The following is a 21,252-nucleotide window of genomic DNA, read 5'->3' on the forward strand; positions in this document are numbered from 1 at the left end:
AGCAGGACAGCGCGCTCGTGATCCTCAAGTCGATTCCCGATCAAACGACCGGCGGACCGGACATCCCCGCGGCGGCGGAGTTGCAGATCCTGAACGCGACCCTCGCGAAAAGCGCGGCGTATTATGGGATTGTGCTGACCTCGCGGTCGCTGCTCGTCGGCGCGAATCAGGTGCGTTTCAACGACGAGGCGATCAATCAGGGCAAGGACACCGTGCCGGACGGGCAGCAGATCGTCGCGAAGACGGATTCCGTCGCGGAAGAATAAGGCGTAGGGTACGAGCATGCTCGACGCGATGCTCGAAGGGTGCGTCCCCATCGTCAGGCGGACGCACAACGGCCGCACGGCGTGGGTGCCGCTCCACTCGGCGCATGCGCGGGCCGACCGCGAGACGCTGAAGGCGGCTCTGCGCGAGGCCTTGGAGTTCACCGAATACTTCCGCGAAGAAGATACGGATGGTAGCTCAGGACGAGAATTGTTTGTCGTCAATGTGACCGGGTCGGCGCCTCCACATTCCGGTTCGAGGTCCGCAGTTTACGCGATCATGAACGAGATTCTTGGCGAAGATCAGCCGCTACGTGATCGAGTTCGCGTTCGGCTGCTCAATCGAATGATGCAGTTCCGTCGCCGACGCGGACTGCCAATGCGAATGGGCGGCGATCCGCTACCGCCGCCGGTTCCGGAGCCGCCACCCGACCCCATTCCGCCTGCGGGAGACCCCGGATGGCCGACGGAAGAGTTCGTTCCCTTCTTGAGGCCAAGTCAGACGCCCTGGGCGCGATTCGATTTGTTGCATCCCCCGTGGTACCTCGGGTTTCTGCGAGACACGGAGATCCGAATTCGAATTCCCAGTATTCTAAACGGGCGCTCTGTACGTGGGCGCGTCGTTTTTGGCCCGAAAGGGCCGAACCAACCCGCGTTGGAATTTGAAATTCATGCCGAAGGGACCGGATTTACCTATTTGCAAGGCGCGCGGTACTATCCAGTAACGGATCCGCCAAATGGAGTGCTGACGATACCGATCGCACAATTGAATGAAAATTTTCTGCCAGTCATCGGCGACGACATATTCAATCACGTCATCATGCGCGACCCTGAACGGCGAACTCGACCCACTGAGGGAATGTTGGCCGTTTGGCACGCCGAACAATGGGGGAAGGCGTTGATCGTTCGGCGAACCATCGACGACGTGCGTGGCTCCTTCATCAATCCGGATTCATTTCGGGATGTCAGCATCGAATTGTACGGGGCGGATCATTCCGGCGCGGCTATGATAATCGAGTCCGTGGCGATTCAATTGAACGGCGATATCATTCTCGACAACACGTACGATACCAACATGAAAGTCGATGACTCCAATTCGCTGAACCTGAAAAACGAGATCTCCGAATTTCGCAAAAATTTGCTTCTCCACGACATGCCCCCGAATCCTGCAAACGCCCCAACATACGATGCGGGGGAGATCAATCGAAATCGGATTCTTCAATCAGCCAAGAACGATGTATTCACGGCTTGGACCAGGCGCAACGGGATGCCGTGGGACAAACAAGACAACAGCAATGAGTGGAGGAATCAGCCCGACGGGTGGTGCACGGCGTTCGTTGCTTGGCACGCCCTTCAGGTTTATCCGGATTCAGGATTTCCAGTCGGAGTTGATGGGTCGGGCCGGAACTGGTTTCACGAGAATCGCGGCGATGGTTTGTATATTTATCCATTTGCGAAGAACCCGAGAACTGGAAATATGTATCAATATGAAGAACTGGGCGAGATCGTGCAACCGGGATATGGAGTATTTCTTAGAAATTGGGGCCACAGAAATTTCTTTATCTATTGGCTAGAGCCACGTCGGCACCGAGATATATTTACAAGTGCGGCAGATGTTCGTCGAGCTGTGACCGATACTCATGTTCCCGTGAGTCCCAGATTGCCCGGCAGATTCGACCGTTGGAGTGCCATCAACTGGTTCAGGGCGATTGGGGGCAATCAAGACGGCTCCCGTGTTACTATTGGCGAATATGCGATTGTGAACATTGCCCCGCAGTCAGTTGATATAATTAACGATTTACGAGAGGAAGGAGGGCGCTTTCGAACAACGGCAGTGTTCTGGTGTGCAAATATTCGAAACGAACGAGAGATTGGCCATCCAGATGGATTTGGCATATTGAAAGATAGTATTCAAGATGCTTAGCGGTTGTGTGGGCAAAAATATCGCATCTACAGTGGAGCTTATCATTGGTTCGGACGACAATGTGTTCATATTGCTTGCAGCGATCATTGTTGTCGGTTGTTTGACAATCGAATGCGGTTGCGTGAACAATGAAAAAGATGATATTTCGAACGACGACATCGTGGATGCAAATGATGATGTCGATGATGAGTGGTGTATCGATGACACACCCGGTGTCGAAAAAGTATGGCTGGACGAATCGGCGGGACTCATGTGGGAAACCGATCCATCGTGTGATGCACGACCAGCTGTTTCTTCAGACATATGTCGAGCATCGAAACTGGCAGGTTACGATGATTGGCGTATGCCAACGATTTCCGAATTGCGAACTCTGATTCGAGGATGTCCGTTTACAGTGCCGGGCGGAGCTTGCGGCGTTACGGATGAGTGCGCTGATGAAACATGTCGTGGCGCGACAAATTGCTTCTGCGAGCCAGGTAATGGTCCAGAAAGAGGATGTTATGGCCCAAGTGAAATATCCGATAATTGTATACATTATTGGTCGAGCACTGAGACCCCCGACTTGAATAGGTGGACTTTGGATTTTTCCGCTGGCGGGATCGGTTTGGGCGGAGAAGACAACGCGCGAACGATATGCGTAAGAAGTGATATATGATGCAATATGAATATTGATTCGGAGATTCGGAGGGATTCCGTGGCAGGATTTCGTGAACACAATCCCCAACTCGTCGAACCGAACCGCCGGGCCGCGACGCCCACGGTCAAGAGCAAAGGCAACGGCGCGAAGAGCGCTCCGGCGGTCGCCAAATCCGAACCGCCCGCACCGACTCCGTCCGGCCAGACCGCCGAAATCCTCGGCTGATCCACCTATTCATTCCGGCCCCGGGACGCGCCGTCCCGGGGCTCTTTTCGTCAAAACGGCCGCGTCATCGCCACATCTTCGAAGACCTGAATCCCCTTGGCCTTGAATGCGGCGACGGCGACCTTGGGATCGAAGCACGCCTCGGGCGCATAGACGCCGCCGCCGGTCACCGTGAGCTGACCCTTCGCGAGCATCTGCGTGCCGATGGAGAGCGAGAGCCCCGTCACCTCGCGCATCTGGCCGACGCCGCAGAGCGTTCGCTGGGCCGGGCGGCCGTCCTTGATGCCCTGCACGTCGATGCGCAGCGAGCCCCACGCGGGTTCGGGTTTGTGCGTGAGCTTTTCGACGGCGAGCAGCACCTTCGTCCCCATGTCCACGCGCGAAGGCGTCGTGAAGAATCCCCACTTGGCGGGATAGACGATGGCCTCGGCCGCCGTGCCGTAGCCCATGAAGAAATTCACCTCTTCGATCTTCGGGAAGAAGCGCGGGATGGTCATCGGCTCGGCGTGGCCCATGTTCCACAGCTTGATGCGCCCGTATTTGGGGAACTCAATGGTGCGTTGCTCGGAGAGAGCCTTGACCATGACGCGCTTGCCGCCGCGCCACACGGCGATCTCGCCGGTCATGATGTAGAGCATGTGCTGGATCACCGCCGCGCCGCCGCCCGCGTCGAGCGGCTGGTAGCAGTACACGTCCACGCACTTCACCGAATCGAATTCGTCGTGCAGCAGCCGAAAGCCGATGCTCGTCGAGCCGGGGCTCGCGCCCAGGCACGTCACCACGGTCACGCCCGCTTTTTTCGCGGGTTCGTCGTATTGATCGAAAACGGCCTGCGCCGCGTCCCATTCGTCGCAGATGCTCGCGTAATGCACGCCCGCCTCGACGGCCGCGCGCACGAGCTTGGCCTCGAACCGGTGAAACGGCCCGAGCGCCGACGCGGCCACGTCGTGCCCCTTCATTGCGACGACGAGCTCGCCGTGGTTGTTCGCGTCCACGGCCTTCACGTCCACCGACGCGCCCTTGTCCGCGAGCCGCGCGGCAATCGTCCGCGCGCCCTCGATGTTCCGGTCGGCGATGGTGACGTGCGCGACGCCCTCGGACATCGCAAGATCCTCAACCGCCTTGCTGCCCATATCCCCCGCGCCGCCCATCACGATCACACGCATCGCCACACCCCCAAAATCGAACGATGTACGAGATTGCCCGCACGAATAGCGCAGGCATGGTAGCCGTGTCCGGCGGCGCGCTCAAGAAAAAAATGCGACGGAACCTGCGCCGCGTCGTTTTGTTTTTTCGCGGCCGGGCGCATACGCTTCGTCAATCCCCCGGGAGCAAGGACATGACGCGACTGGATCCACCCGCCTGGCCCGCGCGCCTCACGCGACAAGCCCCTTTTGAGCGTTACGTCGTTCGTGTCGAGGACATGGACTTTCACGTGATGGAGCAGGGCGCGGGACGCACCGTGTTTTTGCTGCACGGCAATCCCACGTGGTCGTTTCTCTATCGCAAGATCGCGTTCGCGCTGCAGGGCGCGCCGCTGCGTCTCGTGATGCCCGACCTGCCGGGGCTCGGGTTTTCGACGAAGTGGCGCGATGCGCGCCGGCACACGCTCGCGGAGCACGGCCGCCTGATGGCGGGGCTGCTTCGCGCGCTCGAGATCCGCGACGCGGTCTTCGTGCTGCAGGATTGGGGCGGCGCGATCGGCGCGCTCGCGGCGTCGCGCGTTCCGGGAGCGATGGCCGGGCTCGTTGTGCTCAACACCGTGCTCGCGCCGCCGCGCGAGGGGTTTCGCCCGACGACCTTTCACAAGTTCGCGAAGATGCCGATCGTCTCCGATGTCGTTTTTCGGCTGTTCGGTTTTCCGCAGGCGTATCTCGGCCGCGTGCAGGGCGATCCGAAGTCCATCGACGCCGAGGCCGCGTGGGCGTACCGCTACCCCCTGCGGTCGATCCGCGAGAACGTCGCCGCGCTCGCGCTCTCTCGCATGGTGCCGGACTCGCTGACGCATCCGACCATCGAACCGCTGCGCGAAGTGGAGACGTTCGTGCGCGGATTCGCAGGACCGTCGGCCATCGTGTGGGGCGAGCGCGATCCGGTGCTCGGCCGCGCTCTCAAGCGCGTGACGGGCGTGCTGCCGGACGCGCCGGTGACGATGACGAAGGCCGGGCACTTTTTGCAGGAAGAGGTGCCGGAGGTCATCGCGCGGACAATCGCTGAAGTGATCGGGCGACTGCCTTCGGCTTAGCGGCTGTGTGCAATGGGAACGTGTTCGGCTCGCCGCTGACGTATGTGGCACAGGCGCCCTCGCCGGTGCGGGACGATGCACAGCCGGGGGCGGCTGTGCCACATGCCCCGATCGACTTCAGATCCCTTTACCCGCCGAGAACGGGGTCCGGCGCGCGGTGCGCCGTGACCGAAACGGCCACCGCGACGAGGATGAGCGCCGCGCCCGCGATCTGCGTGGCGGTGGGCGTTTCGTGCACCCACGCCCACGCAACGAGAATCCCCGCCACCGGTTGCACGAAAATCGTGACCGCGACGTTCGCCACCGCGCCCTCGCGAAGCGCCACGAACCAGAAGGTGTAGCCGATGACGGTGCAGATCATCGCGAGGAAGCCCGCGAGCAGCACCCAGTCCGCCGCGCCCAGTGCCCGCGCGTATACCCACTGGCCGCGCACACCGATCACCGACAGATTGACGACGCACGCCGCGAGCAGGGCGACGGCGGTGATCTTGAGCGGGCCCTCGCGACGCAGCAGCGATTTGCCGATCACCGAGTAGAACGCCTCGAAACACACGCCGCCGAGGATGAGCGCCGTCCCCACCGGGTTCACCGCGCCCTCGCCTCGCCAAAATTCGGAGAGCACCGCCGCGCCGCCGAAGGCGAGCACGAGGCCGATCATTACGCGGCGGTCGAGATGCTCGCGCAAAAAGACCCACGCGCCGAGCGACGCGAGCAGCGGCTCGGTGGAGGTGAGGATCGCGGCGTCGGAAGCGCGGCTGAGTTCCACACCGGCGTACATCAGCCAGGGGCACGCGCTAAACGTGGCGACGCCCATCACGGCGCACAGGGCGAAATCGCGCAGGCTCATGCGCAGACCGCCCTGGCGCGACGCGATGAAGAGCAGCGGAAGCGCGGCGCACGCATAACGCAGCGTGGTGATGACAAAAAACGGCGCTTTGCCCATCAGCACCTTGGTGGCCGAGTACGTGCCCGCCCACAGGATGTTCATGGCGATGAGCAGGAGCAGGGTCTTGCGCGGCATGCGCCCTGTTATCACGGATGCCGCGAAAGTCCGAGTGCATCTGGGCAAACGAAGAGCGGACATCGAATGTAATCGGGATCACTACGGACACGGCCGGCCCGCATGGTATAAGGGACGGGCGTCGATACATCTTGCCCCTTCGTCGAGTTCGCCGTTGCCGCAGCGCAATCGCTCGATTCGAATCCTCGGCCGCCAACTTCGCGCGGTGCGGCTCGTGCCGTTGTGCGCGATCGTCGCGCTCGCGCTGTCGTGCAACGTCGCGGACGAACTGCCCGCACCGAATCCCCCAGCGCCCGATTCCTCGGTTCAGCGTCTCACCGCATCGAACGACGCCGACGCGACGGCCGCGCTCTCCGACTACGCGATGCAGTTCCACTGGGAACGCCGATACACGGGCGCCGGATCGAACACGGACAAGGCCGTGCGCGTGCTGGGATGGGGCGGCAATGTGTTCGCGGTCGGATCGTCTTATGCCGCGGGCGCGCGGCGGGACGTCGTTGTCGTCAAATACAACTCCGCGGGAAACGAACAGTGGGTCGCGCGGCTGGACGGGCTCGATCACCTCGACGACGTGCCGACCGACGCCGCCATGACGGCCGACGGCGACGTGATCGTCGTCGGCTGGACGCAGACGTCGTTCTCCGGCCGCGATTGGCTGATCGCGCGTGTCGATGGTCCCACGGGCAATGTGGAGTGGACGCAGTTTCTCAATGGCGCGGACAGCCTCGACGACGATGCGGTCGCGCTGACCTTCGACAGCGCGGGGAACATCGTCGTTGCCGGAATCCTGCGTTCGTCGATCACCGGCATGCAGATGGCGGCTCACGCGTACGCGCCCGGCGGCAGCCCGATCTGGCTGCGCGTCTTCGGCGGGACGGGCGATGAGGTCCCCACCGACATCGCGCGCGGCGGCGACCGGATCGTCGTGACCGGTTGGATCGAGGACGGGGCGGATCGCGATGTTCAGACGGTGGCGTACTCGGATCTCGGCCTCCCCGAATGGGACGCGCGATACGACGGCGATTCGGGATTCGATTCCGCCGCGGCCGTTCAGGTCGATTCGGCCGGCGTCGCGTACGTCGTGGGGCAGGTGGAGTCCGCCGCCGGAGACGCCGAGGGCGTGGCGCTGCGTTATCTCACCGACGGCTCGTTCGACTGGGATCGGACATTCCCCGCACCGGATGGCGACGCCGTCTTTGCGGACGCGGTGTGGGACGGCGCGGCGCTCATGTGCGCGGGTCACGAGCAAACGGCGGTGGACGAGTTCCGGCACCGCCTCGTGCGCGTCGAGCCGGACGGCGACACGGCGTGGAGCGCGACGGCGGGGTCATTCGACACGATGGGCGACGCGCCGACGACGCTCGCGGCGCTCGGCGGGGACTGGATGGTCGTCGGCATCACGCAGACGACGCACTTCTCGTCCGCCGGCGGCGTGCTGGCCGCGCTGTCGGGAGCGTTGCACGGGTCGGACGACGGACTGGGACGCGCGGCGCTCGTGCCCTTCGACTGCTGCGACATCGAGGTGGAGGTCGACACGGCGGCGGGCGCGACGGCGTGGAGCGCGACCTACGCGGGTCCGGGCGATCCCTCGGTCGTGGTGGACGAGCCCTTCGCGCTGGCGGCGACGACGGACGGAGGCGTGGTCGTCACGGGCCGGTGCTGGTCGAGCGACGCCGGCGACGACATGTGCACGGTCAAGTATGACACGGATGGAAACGTCGCGTGGGAGCATCGCTTCGACGGCGGCGCGGGAGCGCAGTTCGACGAGGGCCGCGACATCGCGCGGGGCGACGCGGGCGACATCGCCGTCGCGGGTCCGTCGGTGAATCCGGTTTCTGGCGATCCCGGCGACACTGATTTCGCGGTCGCGCATCTGGCCGCGAACGGCGTGGAGCAATGGCGCGCGCGCTACGAGGGCGACGCGGGCGGCGCGGACAACGCCCGGCGCGTCGTCATCGACAAGCAGGGCAACGTGATCGTCGTCGGCGAATCGGACGGCGTGACCGGCGGCGTCAACATCGCGCTCGCGAAATGGAACGCGGCGGGTGTGTTCCAGTGGGACGCGATCTACGACGGTCCGGCGGGCGGACCCGATCGGCCGCGCGGCCTCTCGTTCGACGGCACCGGAAACCTTTTCGTCGCGGGCTATTCGCAGGGTGTCGGCACGGGGCGCGACCTCGTGCTGATCAAATACAGCCCGTCCGGCGACGAAGCCTGGGTCGTTCGCGTGGACGGCGCGGCGCACCTGTCCGACGAGGGGTATCAGGTCGTGACGGACGCGGACGGCAACGCCTACGTGACGGGTTACGTCTGGCGCACGACGGGATTCCTCGACTACTTCACCGCCGCCTACGATACGGACGGCGACGAGCAATGGAGCGCGACCTACGACGGTGACGCTGCGTTTCGCGACGCGGCGGTCGATCTGGCGGTGGACGCGGCGGGCAACGTCTTCGCCACGGGTACGTCGTTCGGTTCGGGGGGCAGCGACAACATCGTGACCGTCGCCTACGACGCAAACGGCGACGAAATGTGGGTCGCGTCCTACGACGGCCCCGGCGGCCCGCCGCGCGACGTGGCGGTCGCGATCGACCTCGACGTCGAGGGCGGTGTCTATGTCGGCGGCACGTCGAACTTCTTTGCGTCGGACTACGTGATCGTCAAATACGGTCCCGACGGCGAGTTCGAGTGGGAGAAGCGTTACGACGGCGGGCAGGGACGAGAGAACATCTTCCGGGACGTCGCCGTCAACGCCTCGGGCGACGTCTTCGGCACCGGCAGCGCCGACGTCGCGCAGACGTTTTACGACTACCAGACGGTGAAATTCAAACCGTGCATCGGGTGCTTGATCGACGGGACGTGCTGGGCCGACGGCGCGAGCCCGGGCGGAGATCCGTGTCGAGAGTGCGTGGTGAGCCAGTCGACCACCTCGTGGACCGATCAGGACGGCGTCACCTGCGACGACGGTGAGTGGTGCAACGGCGCGGACACGTGCTCGGGCGGATCGTGCTCGTCGCACACCGGTTCGCCGTGCTCGAGCGATGGACTCTTCTGCAACGGCAACGAGTTCTGCCGCGAGTCCGACGACACGTGCCAGTCGCCCGGCGATCCCTGCCCAGCCGACGGCCAGTTTTGCAACGGGACGGAGACCTGCGACGAAGACGTGAACGCGTGCGTGCGGGTCGATCGCCCGTGCGTCGAGGACGGTCTTTGGTGCAACGGCGAGACGACGTGCAACGAAGGCGGCGACGCCTGCGTCACGAGCGATCCTCCGTGCGTGGACGACGGCAAGTTTTGCAATGGCGATGAAGTTTGCGACGAGAACGCCGATGCCTGCGAGTCGGAGGGAAACCCCTGTCCGTCGGACGACGTCTTCTGCAACGGGCTTGAATACTGCGACGAAAGCGCGGACGAGTGCGGAGTGGCCGATCCGCCGTGCCCCGATGACGGCCTGTTCTGCAACGGCGAGGAGAGCTGCGACGAGGTCGCCGGCGCCTGCGCGTCGAGCGGTAAGCCCTGCGCCGACGACGGCGAGTTCTGCAACGGCGTCGAGCAGTGCAACGAAGAGTCCGACGCGTGCGAGAGCCCCGGAGATCCCTGCGTCGATGATGGACTGTTCTGTAACGGCGAGGAAACCTGCAACGAAGAAGGCTCGTCGTGCGCGTCGAGCGGGAACCCGTGCGATGACGGAACGATTTGCGACGACGCCAAGGACTCATGCGTCGCGCCCGATGACGACGCCGACGACGATTCGGACGACGACGCGAATGACGACGATCAGGACGACGACGGCGCGGGAGATGACGATTCGACCGGCAACGACGATGCGGACGACGACGCGGCGGGTGACGATGATGCGTCTCCCGACGGCGGCGAATCGGGCGACGACGACTCCGGCGGGTCCTGCTGCGGGTGTTAGCTAATCGCGGGCCTTCGGCCCGCCGTAGAGGCCCATGTCGTTTCGGCTCGCGTCGGGATCGTTGTAGATCGCGGAAGGGTCCCCCGCGTTGATCAGCGTGCTCTGCGGTTTGAGCCGGAAATCCGACGCCGACTCGAACTGCGGATTGACCGACATCGACCCCGTGCCGCCCGGCGCGGAAACCGTGTCGAGGATGTCGGAATACAGAAACTGCACGCACGCGTCGCCCGCGAGCGTCCTGTCGTTCTGGAAAGAAATCGAGTTGCGCGTCGTGCTCGCCGTGCATTCGCCGAAGAAGATAGATTCCCGATTGAGCGCGAACACGCTGTTGACGATGTGGGCGCCGCCGGCCGACCACCAGATGCCCGCACCACCCGACGAAAACAGAGAATTCGCGATGGTCGCGGAGGCGTCGGGCGAGGGCTCCCAGACCGCGAGCCCGGCGTGACTCGCGCGAAAGTCGCAGTTTTCGATATTCGGGAACGGGTTTTGGACGCCGACGAGCGACAGGCCCAGCGTGGCGTTCTCGAACGAGACGTATTCGAAGACCGACGGCGCGCCGCTCGTCTGATCGAGCGATACCTTTCCCCACGCGCCGGGCTCGGCCTTTATCCCCTCAAAAACGATCGGGGAATCCGCATCGCCGAGGGCGATGATCGCGCCGGTCACCTCGAGGGCGAAGTTCATGCGGATATGCGTTCCGGGCAGCACCACGAGGGTGCCGATCACGCGCAGGCGGCCGCGGATCTCGTAGTTGGGGTACGTCCCGTTCACGACGCCCTGCGAATTCCCGGCGACATCTTCCATCGTAAAGACCGCGTCATCGCCTTCCAGCGTCCAGAGCGGCGCGAGAAAGTCGTAGGTTTCGAAATAGCCGTTCTCGATGAGCGCGCGCACGAGCAGCACCAGGCTCGCGTCTTCGTGCGTGAACGCGCCCGTCGCGAAGCCATTGTTGATGTCGAGATCGCCCAGGACCTCGGTGTCCTCGCGATACCCGAACAACTCGAGGATGCCGCGCACCACGTCCTCGCGTACGGGGGCCGTTGATCCGAAACACACCTCGCCGTCGCCCACGTATTCGTACGCGCCGCAACCCGCGTCGTGCGTGAAGTGCAGACCGCCGGTCTGCGGCGTCCCCGACGCGATGAAGAGCGAGTCGCCGGCGAGGTCTTCGAGCCGGTCGAGCGCCTCGGTGATCGCGGTACTGTCCGAGAAGCCCACTCCGACCGTGACCGGCACGGGGAAGACGGGGCAGTCGCCGGCCTCGCTCACGCCGTCGGCGTCCAGGTCGCAGACCGGAACGTCGCGCTCCAGAATCTTCTGCTGATTCTGAAACGTCACGGGGACGAGGGGATGGTCGACGGTGATTTCGCCCTCGACCGTCACCGGCAACGACGCGCGCGTCTGCCGGAATGCGTTGCTGCCGTTCGAGAACTCCAGCTCGGAATTGGCGAGGTCGGACGGGTAGTAAGGGATCTCGTAGTCGCCCTGCGCGTCGGAGTGCGTGTTGCGCAGCGCCTGCCCGCTCGTTCGATCGACGAGAGCGACGAGTTCTCCCGCCGCCGGCGAACCCGTGAAGACGTCGAAGACGTTTCCGCGAATGGTCGTCGCGCTGACCGCCACGTCCCATTCCTGTTCGTCGGACAGTCCGCCGAGGTCGGTGACCTTGATGCGGTAATGTTGCGGCGAACCCCAGTGCTGTGGTTGCGGCGTCCACGTCAGCCGCCCGTTCACGCCGTTGATGAAAGCGCCCGAGGGCCCCTGCAAAATCTCGTAGTCGATGTGGTCGCTCGCGTCGATGTCGTTCACGACGATGTCGTAGGTGTAGTTTGATCCCAGCGAGGCGGCCACCCCGGGTGTCGAGACGATGACGGGCGCGTCGTTGACGGGATTCACGTGGATATCGAACACGCCCGACGCGCTCAGGCCATCGGGATCGGTCGCGGTGACGGTGACGTTTTCGATCGTCCCGTTCCAGTCCGGCGGCGCGCTCGCGTCCAACCGGTTTTCGCCATCCACCGAAAGCGTGAGGGGAGACTCGCCGGCGAACGTGAAGGTCAGCGGATCGCCGTCGCCGTCCACGAAGAACAAGTCATAGTCGAGGATGTCCTCGGCATCCGCATCCTCGTCGAACCCCACGTCGTTCAGCGGCAGAATGCGGCGCGGCGCGAGGTTGATCGATCCCACCGCGATGTCCACGTCCTCGGTCGTGCTCGCCATGCCGTCGGTCGCGCCGAAGGTCACGGCGTAATCGCCGGCTTGATCCTGATCCGGAGTCCACAGGAACACGCCGTACGCCGGGAAGAAGAGCGCGCCGGACGGGACGGTATCCACCGTGTACGTCACCGGATCGCCGTCGGGATCGGCCGCGTTCAGGACGAGGACGAGCAATTCGCCTTCGTCGATCGACTGCGGGCCGATGGGTTCGAGGACCGGCGCGAAGTTCGCGTCGCCCACGCTGATCGTGATCGATTCTTCATCGACCGCATGCCCGTCGGTCACCAGAAAACGCACCCCCGGCCACGTGCCCGCCTGCCCCAAAACGGGCGCCCAGGAAAACGTCGCGGTGTCCTCATCGAAAATCGCGCCGGGCGGCAGATTCGTCGCCGAGAACGTCAGGTCGTCGCCGTCGGCGTCCGTGGCGGAAATCGCGAATTCGAGTTCTTCGCTCTCGCCCGTGGAGCGTGGGCCGATGGCGTCGAGCACCGGCGGCGAGTTGTCCGTGTGGTCGTCGTCCGATGCGTCATCGTCCGATGCGTCGTCATCTGACGCATCGTCGTCCGCCGAGTCGTCATCGGGAGACGAATCGTCGTCGATGGGGACGTCGTCGTCGTCATCAGCGGAATTCGCCGAACGCGTTTCTTCGCCGCTTCCGCCCCCGCATCCGGCGTCGGACAGAGCCAGCGCAATCATGAATAGGATCAGCACGCCCGCTCGACTCAAGAACGTACCTGTTCCCTCAACGCGACGAACCGATCATCGGCGACGAACCGATCATCGGCGACGAACCGATAATCGATGAATTGTAGCACGATCCGCCGCGATACCATCCCCGGCGTCGCGAGAAGTTTCGTTCTTGTAAGCGACGCGACACGAACGCCGGGCGAGTTTCGTTCACGCCTTCGGAGCGCCGATGGCGAGCGTGAGATCCGCGCCGGACAGATCCGCGTCGTCGAGATTCGCTCCGGAAAGGTCAGCCCCTTCGAGCTTTGCGCCGCGCAGGGACGCCCCCGACAGATCCGCTCCGCGCAGGATCGCATTCGTCAGGTCCGCGCCGTCGAGCACCGCCTCGGACAGATCCGCCTCTTCGAGGTTCGCCGCCGCGAGATTCGCCTGATCGAGCCGCGCACCGGCAAGCTGCGTCCAACTCAGGTTCAGACCCGACAGATCCGTCCCGGAGAGAATTGCGCCCCGCAGATAGGCGTCGCGCAGCGCCGCGCCCGCGAAGTGCGCACCGCGAAGGTCCGCTCCCTCGGCATTGGCGTGAAAGAGCTGCGCGCCCTCGAGATGCGCGCGACGCAGATCGGCCGCCGCGAGCGTCGCGTGCTTGAGGTCCGCATGTCGCAGGTCCGCCCCTTCGAGCACCGCGTCCACCAGGTAAGCGCGAACGAGCCGTGCTCCGGCGAGATCGATGCCGCCGAGCTGCGCCCCGCCGATCCGCGCGCCTTCCAGCACGGGTTTCCATTCCGGCTCGGTCCGCCGCAGTTCGTTCCACGTCTGCACGTAACCGCTGCGCAACATGCGGACCGCCTCGTCCTGCGAAATCGGCGCGGCGGGATCGGACCCTGATGGGGATGGAGTTTCGTCGTGCATCCTTGGCATTTTACCGCGATTTCGCCCCGTGCGTCGCGTCTGGAAAATCCGGTCGAAAATCCGGCGCGTGCAAGTTCGTCCTTGATCCCTACCGGATCGGTAGACTATCATCCCTCCGTCTGTTTCCCGACAGTTCTTTTTGATTGAGGGGGACCCCCATGGAGATCCTGGATTTCCGCGTTCGTCCGCGGACCGAATGGTACTACAAAGACCTTTACCCCACGCCGATTCCCGAATTCCGCCGCTACGTCGAGATCTACCACACGCAACACCTCATCACGATCAAGGGCTTCGAGGAGTCCATCGTGGACATGAGAGCCGCGGGCGTGACGAGAGGCGTCATCTTCTCGGGCGACGCCGGCGGCAACCAAATCGTCGCCGATACCTGTCGCCAGTATCCTGACGCGTACGTGGGTCTCGCGGGCGCGAAGCTCGATAAGGGGATTCGCGACTGCGTCGAGACGCTGCGTCAGGCCTACGACGAATTCGGCCTTTGCGGATGGAACATGGGCCCCTACCTCAGCGGCATCTACGCCGAGGATCGGCGCAACTATCCCGGTTACGCCTTGAGCGAGGAAAAGAAGAAGTGCGTCGTCATTCACAGCAGCGTCCACTACAACCCGGGCAAGGCGATCGACTTCGGCGATCCGAAGCACATCGATCAGGTGGCGGTCGATTTCCCGGGCCTTAAACTGGTCATGGCGCACGCGGGGTACGGCTTCGGCGAACTCGGCCTCATGGTCGCGAACCGCCACGACAACATGTTTATCGATTTCACGGGTCTTCATCCGCGCTATCTGCCGCAGCAGGCCCTGACGATGATCAACGGTCCGCTGAAGCGCAAAGCCATCTTCGGAACGAATTTCCCCTGTCTGGATTTCGCCATCGCCGAGGAATGGATGAAGCTCGTGAAGGACGACGCGAAGCCGTATTTCTTCTACAAGAACGCGGCCCGCGCACTCGGCCTCGAGTAGTCGCGCGAACCACAACCGGCGTCGCGGCAACAGGGCTTTACGCCTTGTCCGCGGCGCCGGTTTTTCGTTACATTGGTTCCATCGCGATCACGATCATCCGCGCGGCACGTATGCCGCCTTGCCGGGAAGGCCCCATGACCACGGAATCCTACACGGCAGTCCTCGACCACTTTTCCGAATACGCGATGGCCGTGGAGTCGAAGGACTATCCGAAGACCGACTTCACGCAGATGCAGTTTCGCGGACACATCGACCACCGCGCGATTGCCGAGGCCTACGACGTGGCGATCCGCGAGATCCCCGTCTTCAACTGCAACCTGACCGAGAAACACCGGGGTCTCTTCTACCTGCCGGTCTGGGTCTTCAACAACGAGGTCCCCAACCGGCTGGTGATCGAAGACTGCCGCCACATGGCGACGCTGCCCGGTCAGCCCTTCGAGCCGATGGAGTTCTCCACGCGCTTTCACGCGGAGCGCACCCGGCGGCGCATCGACGTGCGCCGCGAGTTTCCGTTCCGCTGCTTCCTCGTGCGCGTCGCCGACGACCAGTACATCTTCTCGATTGTCTTTCATCACAGCGTCATGGACCCGGCGAAGGCGTACCGGCTCGTGACGCGCATGCTCGAGGGCTATCACGAACGCGTGAAGGGCTCGCGGCCCGAATGGGCCGAATCGCTGGGCATGGCGGCGCTGGTGCGCAAGGAAGGTTTCGTCAAGCCGATTCGGCTCGGGCGGTTCGCCCGCGAGCAGGTGTACGACGTGCTCGTGAAAAATCCCGAAAAAAGCATCGCGAACATCCGCACGCGGCGCATCCTGCCGGTCGCCGAGCACATGGGGCGCATCAGCATTCGCTACGTGCTCGACGATCCGAAGCTGCTCGCGGGGCTCACCGAGCGGGCGCGGCGCAACGAGGCGACGGTGAACGATCTCATCTTCGCGTGCGCGCGCCGGGTCATCAGTCGGTGGAATCTCGAGCGCGGCGAAACCGTCGACAAGTTTCGCTTCATGCTCATCACCAGCCTCACGGGGCGCATGCCGCTGGGCGATAATACCGGGGCGGGGCTCGCCGGGCTCAATTTCGTTTCCGGCGGGCACAAGGACGCGGACCTCGACGCGCTCATCCGGTACTTTCGCGACGTGCGCAAGGATCAGCTCGGGCGCGGCATTGACGTTCAATTCTACAATACGCTGCGCCACATCGTGCAGACGACGCGCGTTCTGCCGCTGGAGAAGCGACTCGCGCTCGTGCGGCGCATCATCGAGCGGATCGGCTGCACGTTTTATCTCTCGAATCTCGGCACGGTCTGGCCGCGCATCGAGAACGGCCGCCAGACGATGGACTCGGTCATCCTCGGCGCGGGGGACTTCGTCATCGACGACATCCACTCATCGGCGTCGATCTCGCGCACGCTCGGTCTCGGTCTCACCACGCGCGTGCACAACCGTCGCTTTTACATGAATTACGTGTGCGATCGTTTTCGGTTCGAGGAAGAAGAAGCGCGCGAACTCACCGACCGCGTCACGAACGCGTTCATCGAATCCGCCGTCTGATTTTCATTGCCCACGCGCCCGGTTGGGTGTAAGAATCTTCGCGCCCGGTCGGGCCGCGAATTCGCCGAGCGCCATTCGCAGCCCGCCGCGTACTCGCGGGGGTTATTCGTGAAACAAAGAATCGTGTTGGGTATGATCGCGACGTGTCTTTGCGCGGTCGCGATCGGTTGCGGCTTCTCGGACGATGACGACGACTCCGACGGCATGGTGCTCGTGGACGACGACGATGACACCGGGGCTGACGACGACACCTGGGCGCCGCTGCCCGACGACGACGCGGACGACGATGCCGACGATGACGTCGACGACGATGCGGATGACGACGCCGATGACGACACGGAGCCGTGCGACCTCGCGACGCACGATCCGCTGATCGAGGCGGGCCGGGCGAAGCTCTCCGAACTCGAACCGCAAGAGGCGTACGCCGAGTTCACGGCGGCCCTCGCGGCCTGCCCCGGCAGCGGGGTCGCGCGCTACGGTCTGCTGCTGTCCGACGTGCAGTGGTACATGGTCTGGACGCACGAGTGGGTCGATTACCTTGCGGACTACAATCCCGCCCCGCACGCGACGTTTCGCAGCCTCGGCACGACGATTCAGACCACGTTCCGATATCAGATGCTGCCGATCAACGCCGAGATGGCGCGGCTTGCGGACGAGATCGAGCAGGATCACGCCGGCGCGACGATCGCGCTCGACACCTTCCCGCTCTGGGTGGACGACGGCGAGACGACGCTCGACGTCCCGGGCGAGTGGGACATCGCCGACGTCGGCACCATCCGCACGTTTATCGGGCTCTGGCAGTTCGTGGCGCACGCGCTGCTGTCGTTTGACGTCGATTTCAACTTTTCGACCTTCGCCCTGCAACCGCCGCCCGAGGGCGCCACGCCGACCGAGGTCGTTCACCACTACGCGGGAGTGATCCTCGAAATCCTGGGCGACGAGGATTACCCCGACTTTCTGACCTTTCTTCCCGGGGGCGAGCAGGAACTCGAAACGGCGGCGGTGGAGATGGGCCACGGGCTGCGCGCGTTCGCCGCGGGATTCGCCGCCGTGCGCGACGAGACCGACCCGCAGACCAACGACGTGGCGGGATACGTGGACGAAAACGACAATGGCCATTGGGACAATGGCGAGCCGTATCGCATCCCGGTGATGGGCGATTTGACCGACGAGGAGAGCGCCAACTGGCAGGGCATCGTGGACATGACCGAGAGCCTCGGCCTCGCGTTTCTCGACGGAGGCCCGGACGACGTCCACGAGATTCTGCCCGACTGGTTCTGGATTTCCGACGCGAACGGCCTGCTCGAATTTCTCGGCGTCGAACTCGCGCTGCCCCCGATCCCGCTCCCGGTCGGCCCGCTGTTCTACGATCCGCCCGCCGACGGCCTGCGCGGAACCGTAACGACACTGGCCGAGGCCATCTACGCGGGGACCACGCCATGACGAGGCACAACATGAAGTTCTGGAATTGCGTATTTGCCATCGCAATCATCTGGGCGACCGGTTGCACGCCGGACGCGGAACGCGCGGACAACGTCTATGTGCACGGGCTCGACAAGCCGCAGGCGGCGGGCGACGACGACGAGACGGAGGGTCTGGCCGCCGACGCCGCGCCCCGTGCGTGCGAACCCAGTGCGCCCGAGGCGTGGCCCGAACCCGATCTGTCGGGTCCGTCGGTCGTGTCCTGGGACGGCGATCTGTTCATCACGGTGAACGATCAGAAGTTCTTCCCCATGGGCTTTTATCGCGCGCCCGAAGACGACGAGGGCATGGCGAGCTACCGCGCCGAGGGCTTCAACATCGGGCTCAACCGTCCGGGTTGCTGCTCGGGCGATTCGCTCGCGGAACAGATCGACATGCTCGAGCGCGCCGCCGACGCGGGGCTCATGATGATCTTCGACCCGTGGTCGTCGCGGGGCGATGTGCTGACGCGGCCGGAGGAAGATCTGGCCGCGGAACTCGAAGCGCGAAGCGACCAGGGCGCGCTTTTCGGCTGGTACACCTTCGACGAACCCGGCCTCGATGGAACCGATAAGGAGCTGACCGGTCGGATGCACGAGGTGCTCTCGACCTACGACCCCGATCACCCCGACATGCTCGTGGATGCCCCGATGAACGATTTCGCGCTGTACGTGGACGACTGCGCGATCTTCATGGTCGATCCCTATCCGTCCGACTGGGCGCCGCTTGTCTACGTCAAGGTCGTGATGGAAGAAGCGAAGGTCGCGACCGCCGGCACGAAGCCGATCATCGGCGTGATGCAGGCGTTCAGTTGGGATCGTTATCACGACATCGAGGACACCGAGTACCACCCCAACGGCCATGAGATGCGCAACATGGCGTGGCAGTTCATCGTCCACGGCGCGAGCGGGCTGATTCCGTGGAACTACACCGGCGATTACACGATCCACGCGCAGCCCGAGATCTGGGCAAGCTTTTTGGAGACGGTCGCCGAAATCAACGAGCTGACGCGTCTGGTGCTGTCGCCGAACATGAACGCGAACCTCGCCGTCGAAACCGCCATGCCGACGCTCTTCGACTACGTGGTGAAACAGGACGCGGGTTCGTCGTGGGTGTTCACGGTTTCGACCAACGACCGCATCTCTACGGTTTCGCTCGATCTGTCGCCGCTGGGCGATCCGGCGTGCGTCGTCGATTACACGACCGGAGAGGTCTTCACGGCGGACGACGACGGACGCGTGACGATTCCCTACGGTCCCTTGCAGGTGCGGATCATCCAGATCACGGGCTGAGAGTCAGGCGTCAGGAACGGCGTGCGTTCCAAGCGGAGAGTGCGTCGCGAAACGTCGCGACGACGTGCGTGCACAGGTCGGACCACCCGGACGTGTCGACGAATTTCCGGTTGATCTCGATCTCGAGACCGACATACCCGTTCACGTTCACGTCGCGTAGGGTTGTCGTGTGGCCGTCGTCTGTCCCGCGATAGGGCTTGTTCGCGTGGACCGCCCAGTCTCCCGCGCCGCGCAATCGACGCATCCATGATCGGGCAAACATCGCCTCGTCGCGGCTTTTCGGATCGAAGAGAATCCCGATGTCGGTCGGCCGCGCGCGGCCTTTCCAGATCGGTGTGAACGAGTGAACAGACAGGTGGATCACGCCGATTCCGCGATTCTGCAAACGCGTGATCAGCCGGAGGACCTTGTCGCGAAAACGCGCATGATGCCGGTCGAGCAGTTCGGTCCGCGCCGCGTCGTCCAGCGCGCGTGAGTACTCGGAGAAGACCTCCGGGCTTTCGGGCGAACGGTTCGCGTCCACGACCAGTCGGGTGATCGAAAACGCGTGGAGCGGGGCGTGCAGGTCGTCGCGAAACCGTCGCGCGAGATCGAGCGCGCCCGCGTCCCAACCCCGGTGGCTCATCAGCGTATCGCGCGGGATCCGCACTTCGCGTCGCACGAACGCGGGGATCGTGCGGCCGGCGTGCTCGCACGTGATGACCACGCGCCACTCACGCATCGACGAACATCTCGCCCGACACCATGCAATCCGCGACGCGGCCGTACACCGAGTACAGGCGTGCGCGCGTCGGTTCCATGAGCGCGGCGCGGCGAATCCGCCGGGCCAGCGTTCCGCGATCGAAGATCATGTCGAGCCGCGGCCGCTCGCGCCGGATCGCGTCCACCCCGCGGTCTTCCAGCGCATCGGCGATGGCGCGCCACACCTCGCCGGCCGCGCAAGGATCGTCTTCGACGCCCCACAGGCCGAGGTACTCCTCGTCGTCGATCGTCGCGAGATCGGCATCCCGCACGCACGCGAGAAACGTCTCGCGCAAGCCGTCCGTCGCGAACGACCTCTGGCGCGCGTGTGAGGCGAAGGTCCCGTTCGTCAGCGCGCGGACGGTCTCGACGACGAGCGTGACGACGGCGAGATCGACCGCGGGGCACTCCTGCGTGTCGAGCAGGCGGATCTCGATCGAGCCGCGTCCGAATCGGGCGATCGCACCGCGCGAATTGAGCCATTCCTCCCGCAGGATCTTGTCGGGATCGTGCGCCTCGATGTCGCGATACATGGGATCGAGGATCACGCGGCGATACGCCGACTCGTCGAAAACGGGTTCGGGGATCAGCGGTCCGTTCAGCGAAGGAATACGGATCTGGTTTTTCAGGTACTGGTCGAGCCGCGCGTCGAGATAGCCCGTGTCCCCACCGTCGAGAATCGGCGACGACGCGGCGAGCGCGGGAATGATCGGCAGGACGAGCCGGATGGCCGCATGCAGCCGTCCGAACTCTTCGTCGTTCGCGAAGGGCAGATTGATGTGCGTCGATTGGAGATTCGACCAGCCGTGTCCCCGGCAGTCGAAGATGCGATTGTACGCCTCGTACACGGCGTTGAAGTCGTGCGGCCACAGGCGCGTCTGCGTGAGCGGGTCCATCCACGGGTGCGCGCCGGTGCCGAGCAGCCGCGCGCCGCGTTCGCGCGCGATGGCGTCCGCACGCCGCGCGTGTTCGGCGAACGCATCCGCGAGACCGTCGAGCGATGCGGCCGGACCGTTCGTCTTGAATTCGATGACGTGAAGGACCAGCTCGTTCGACCACTCGATGGGGTCGTCGTCGCGGTGCGCCTGCGCGTGCGCGTCGAGCAGGGCGTCGCTGATCGGGGCCACGTCGAGCGTGCGCGCATCGACGATCATGGACTCGATCTCGATGCCGACACCGTCGAAGAG

General features: G+C 64.1%; 16 protein-coding genes. 10 read left to right on the forward strand and 6 right to left on the reverse strand.

What is annotated here, in order from left to right; translation table 11 throughout:
* The 4 genes from IT350_10845 to IT350_10860 form a co-directional block, all read left to right on the forward strand.
* Positions 1-266 (forward strand): hypothetical protein (locus tag IT350_10845; GenBank protein MCC6158538.1); only part of this gene is annotated, 266 nt, incomplete at its 5' end.
* 16 nt (positions 267-282) lie between these two features.
* Entirely contained in the window at positions 283-2,187 is a 1,905-nt protein-coding gene (locus tag IT350_10850) for a hypothetical protein (protein MCC6158539.1), read from the forward strand.
* Between the two features lie 7 nt (positions 2,188-2,194).
* Positions 2,195-2,842, forward strand: coding sequence for a DUF1566 domain-containing protein (locus tag IT350_10855; GenBank protein MCC6158540.1), 648 nt, complete (start codon positions 2,195-2,197; stop codon positions 2,840-2,842).
* Positions 2,843-2,881: 39 nt separating this feature from the next.
* Entirely contained in the window at positions 2,882-3,049 is a 168-nt protein-coding gene (locus IT350_10860; protein MCC6158541.1) for a hypothetical protein, read from the forward strand.
* Positions 3,050-3,099: 50 nt separating this feature from the next.
* Here the strand turns inward: IT350_10860 and IT350_10865 are convergent, their stop codons facing one another.
* On the reverse strand, positions 3,100-4,215 hold the full coding sequence (locus IT350_10865; GenBank protein ID MCC6158542.1) for a saccharopine dehydrogenase NADP-binding domain-containing protein: 1,116 nt from the start codon (positions 4,213-4,215) through the stop codon (positions 3,100-3,102).
* Between the two features lie 173 nt (positions 4,216-4,388).
* On the opposite strand from IT350_10865, the gene IT350_10870 reads away from it, so the two are divergent.
* Complete coding sequence (locus tag IT350_10870; GenBank protein ID MCC6158543.1) at positions 4,389-5,294, forward strand: alpha/beta fold hydrolase; 906 nt, start codon at positions 4,389-4,391, stop codon at positions 5,292-5,294.
* 127 nt (positions 5,295-5,421) lie between these two features.
* Here the strand turns inward: IT350_10870 and IT350_10875 are convergent, their stop codons facing one another.
* A complete protein-coding gene (locus IT350_10875; GenBank protein MCC6158544.1) occupies positions 5,422-6,315 on the reverse strand; it encodes a DMT family transporter in 894 nt (297 codons plus the stop codon).
* Between the two features lie 154 nt (positions 6,316-6,469).
* Here IT350_10875 and IT350_10880 point away from each other — a divergent pair, with 154 nt between their 5' ends.
* Positions 6,470-10,234: a hypothetical protein gene (locus IT350_10880; protein MCC6158545.1), complete on the forward strand. Its 3,765-nt coding sequence runs from the start codon at positions 6,470-6,472 to the stop codon at positions 10,232-10,234.
* Here IT350_10880 and IT350_10885 read toward each other — a convergent pair whose 3' ends face one another.
* Both IT350_10885 and IT350_10890 read right to left on the reverse strand, forming a co-directional pair.
* On the reverse strand, positions 10,235-13,162 hold the full coding sequence (locus IT350_10885) for a hypothetical protein (protein ID MCC6158546.1): 2,928 nt from the start codon (positions 13,160-13,162) through the stop codon (positions 10,235-10,237).
* A gap of 186 nt (positions 13,163-13,348) precedes the next feature.
* The gene (locus tag IT350_10890; protein ID MCC6158547.1) at positions 13,349-14,056 is read right to left on the reverse strand and encodes a pentapeptide repeat-containing protein; all 708 of its coding nucleotides are present in this window, start codon (positions 14,054-14,056) and stop codon (positions 13,349-13,351) included.
* A gap of 149 nt (positions 14,057-14,205) precedes the next feature.
* Between IT350_10890 and IT350_10895 the strand changes: the two genes are divergently transcribed.
* The 4 genes from IT350_10895 to IT350_10910 all read left to right on the forward strand — a co-directional run bounded on the left by IT350_10895 (position 14,206) and on the right by IT350_10910 (position 19,324).
* Positions 14,206-15,021 carry an amidohydrolase family protein gene (locus IT350_10895; protein MCC6158548.1) on the forward strand — a complete coding sequence of 272 codons (816 nt, stop codon included), beginning with the start codon at positions 14,206-14,208 and terminating at the stop codon, positions 15,019-15,021.
* A gap of 134 nt (positions 15,022-15,155) precedes the next feature.
* Positions 15,156-16,571: a hypothetical protein gene (locus IT350_10900; protein ID MCC6158549.1), complete on the forward strand. Its 1,416-nt coding sequence runs from the start codon at positions 15,156-15,158 to the stop codon at positions 16,569-16,571.
* 108 nt (positions 16,572-16,679) lie between these two features.
* Positions 16,680-18,014 carry a hypothetical protein gene (locus IT350_10905; protein ID MCC6158550.1) on the forward strand — a complete coding sequence of 445 codons (1,335 nt, stop codon included), beginning with the start codon at positions 16,680-16,682 and terminating at the stop codon, positions 18,012-18,014.
* An 11-nt stretch (positions 18,015-18,025) separates the two neighbouring features.
* Positions 18,026-19,324: a hypothetical protein gene (locus tag IT350_10910; protein ID MCC6158551.1), complete on the forward strand. Its 1,299-nt coding sequence runs from the start codon at positions 18,026-18,028 to the stop codon at positions 19,322-19,324.
* 10 nt (positions 19,325-19,334) lie between these two features.
* On the opposite strand, the gene IT350_10915 is transcribed toward IT350_10910, so the two are convergent.
* Positions 19,335-20,045 (reverse strand): N-formylglutamate amidohydrolase, encoded by a 711-nt coding sequence (locus IT350_10915; GenBank protein MCC6158552.1) that lies wholly within the window; start codon positions 20,043-20,045, stop codon positions 19,335-19,337.
* Positions 20,038-21,252 (reverse strand): glutamate--cysteine ligase (locus IT350_10920; protein MCC6158553.1); only part of this gene is annotated, 1,215 nt, incomplete at its 5' end. The genes IT350_10915 and IT350_10920, both read right to left, overlap by 8 nt.

It is taken from the genome of Deltaproteobacteria bacterium, from assembly GCA_020845895.1.
In the GTDB taxonomy this organism is placed as follows: Bacteria; Lernaellota; Lernaellaia; order JACKCT01; family JACKCT01; genus JADLEX01.

Excerpts from the sequence above, each read along its gene's own strand:
- IT350_10865 (MCC6158542.1), bottom strand. The coding sequence starts at position 4,215 with ATGCGTGTGATCGTGATGGGCGGCGCGGGGGATATGGGCAGCAAGGCG.
- IT350_10875 (MCC6158544.1), bottom strand. The coding sequence starts at position 6,315 with ATGCCGCGCAAGACCCTGCTCCTGCTCATCGCCATGAACATCCTGTGG.
- IT350_10900 (MCC6158549.1), top strand. The coding sequence starts at position 15,156 with ATGACCACGGAATCCTACACGGCAGTCCTCGACCACTTTTCCGAATAC.
- IT350_10910 (MCC6158551.1), top strand. The coding sequence starts at position 18,026 with ATGAAGTTCTGGAATTGCGTATTTGCCATCGCAATCATCTGGGCGACC.
- IT350_10915 (MCC6158552.1), bottom strand. The coding sequence starts at position 20,045 with ATGCGTGAGTGGCGCGTGGTCATCACGTGCGAGCACGCCGGCCGCACG.
- IT350_10850 (MCC6158539.1), top strand. The coding sequence starts at position 283 with ATGCTCGACGCGATGCTCGAAGGGTGCGTCCCCATCGTCAGGCGGACG.
- IT350_10890 (MCC6158547.1), bottom strand. The coding sequence starts at position 14,056 with ATGCCAAGGATGCACGACGAAACTCCATCCCCATCAGGGTCCGATCCC.
- IT350_10895 (MCC6158548.1), top strand. The coding sequence starts at position 14,206 with ATGGAGATCCTGGATTTCCGCGTTCGTCCGCGGACCGAATGGTACTAC.
- IT350_10870 (MCC6158543.1), top strand. The coding sequence starts at position 4,389 with ATGACGCGACTGGATCCACCCGCCTGGCCCGCGCGCCTCACGCGACAA.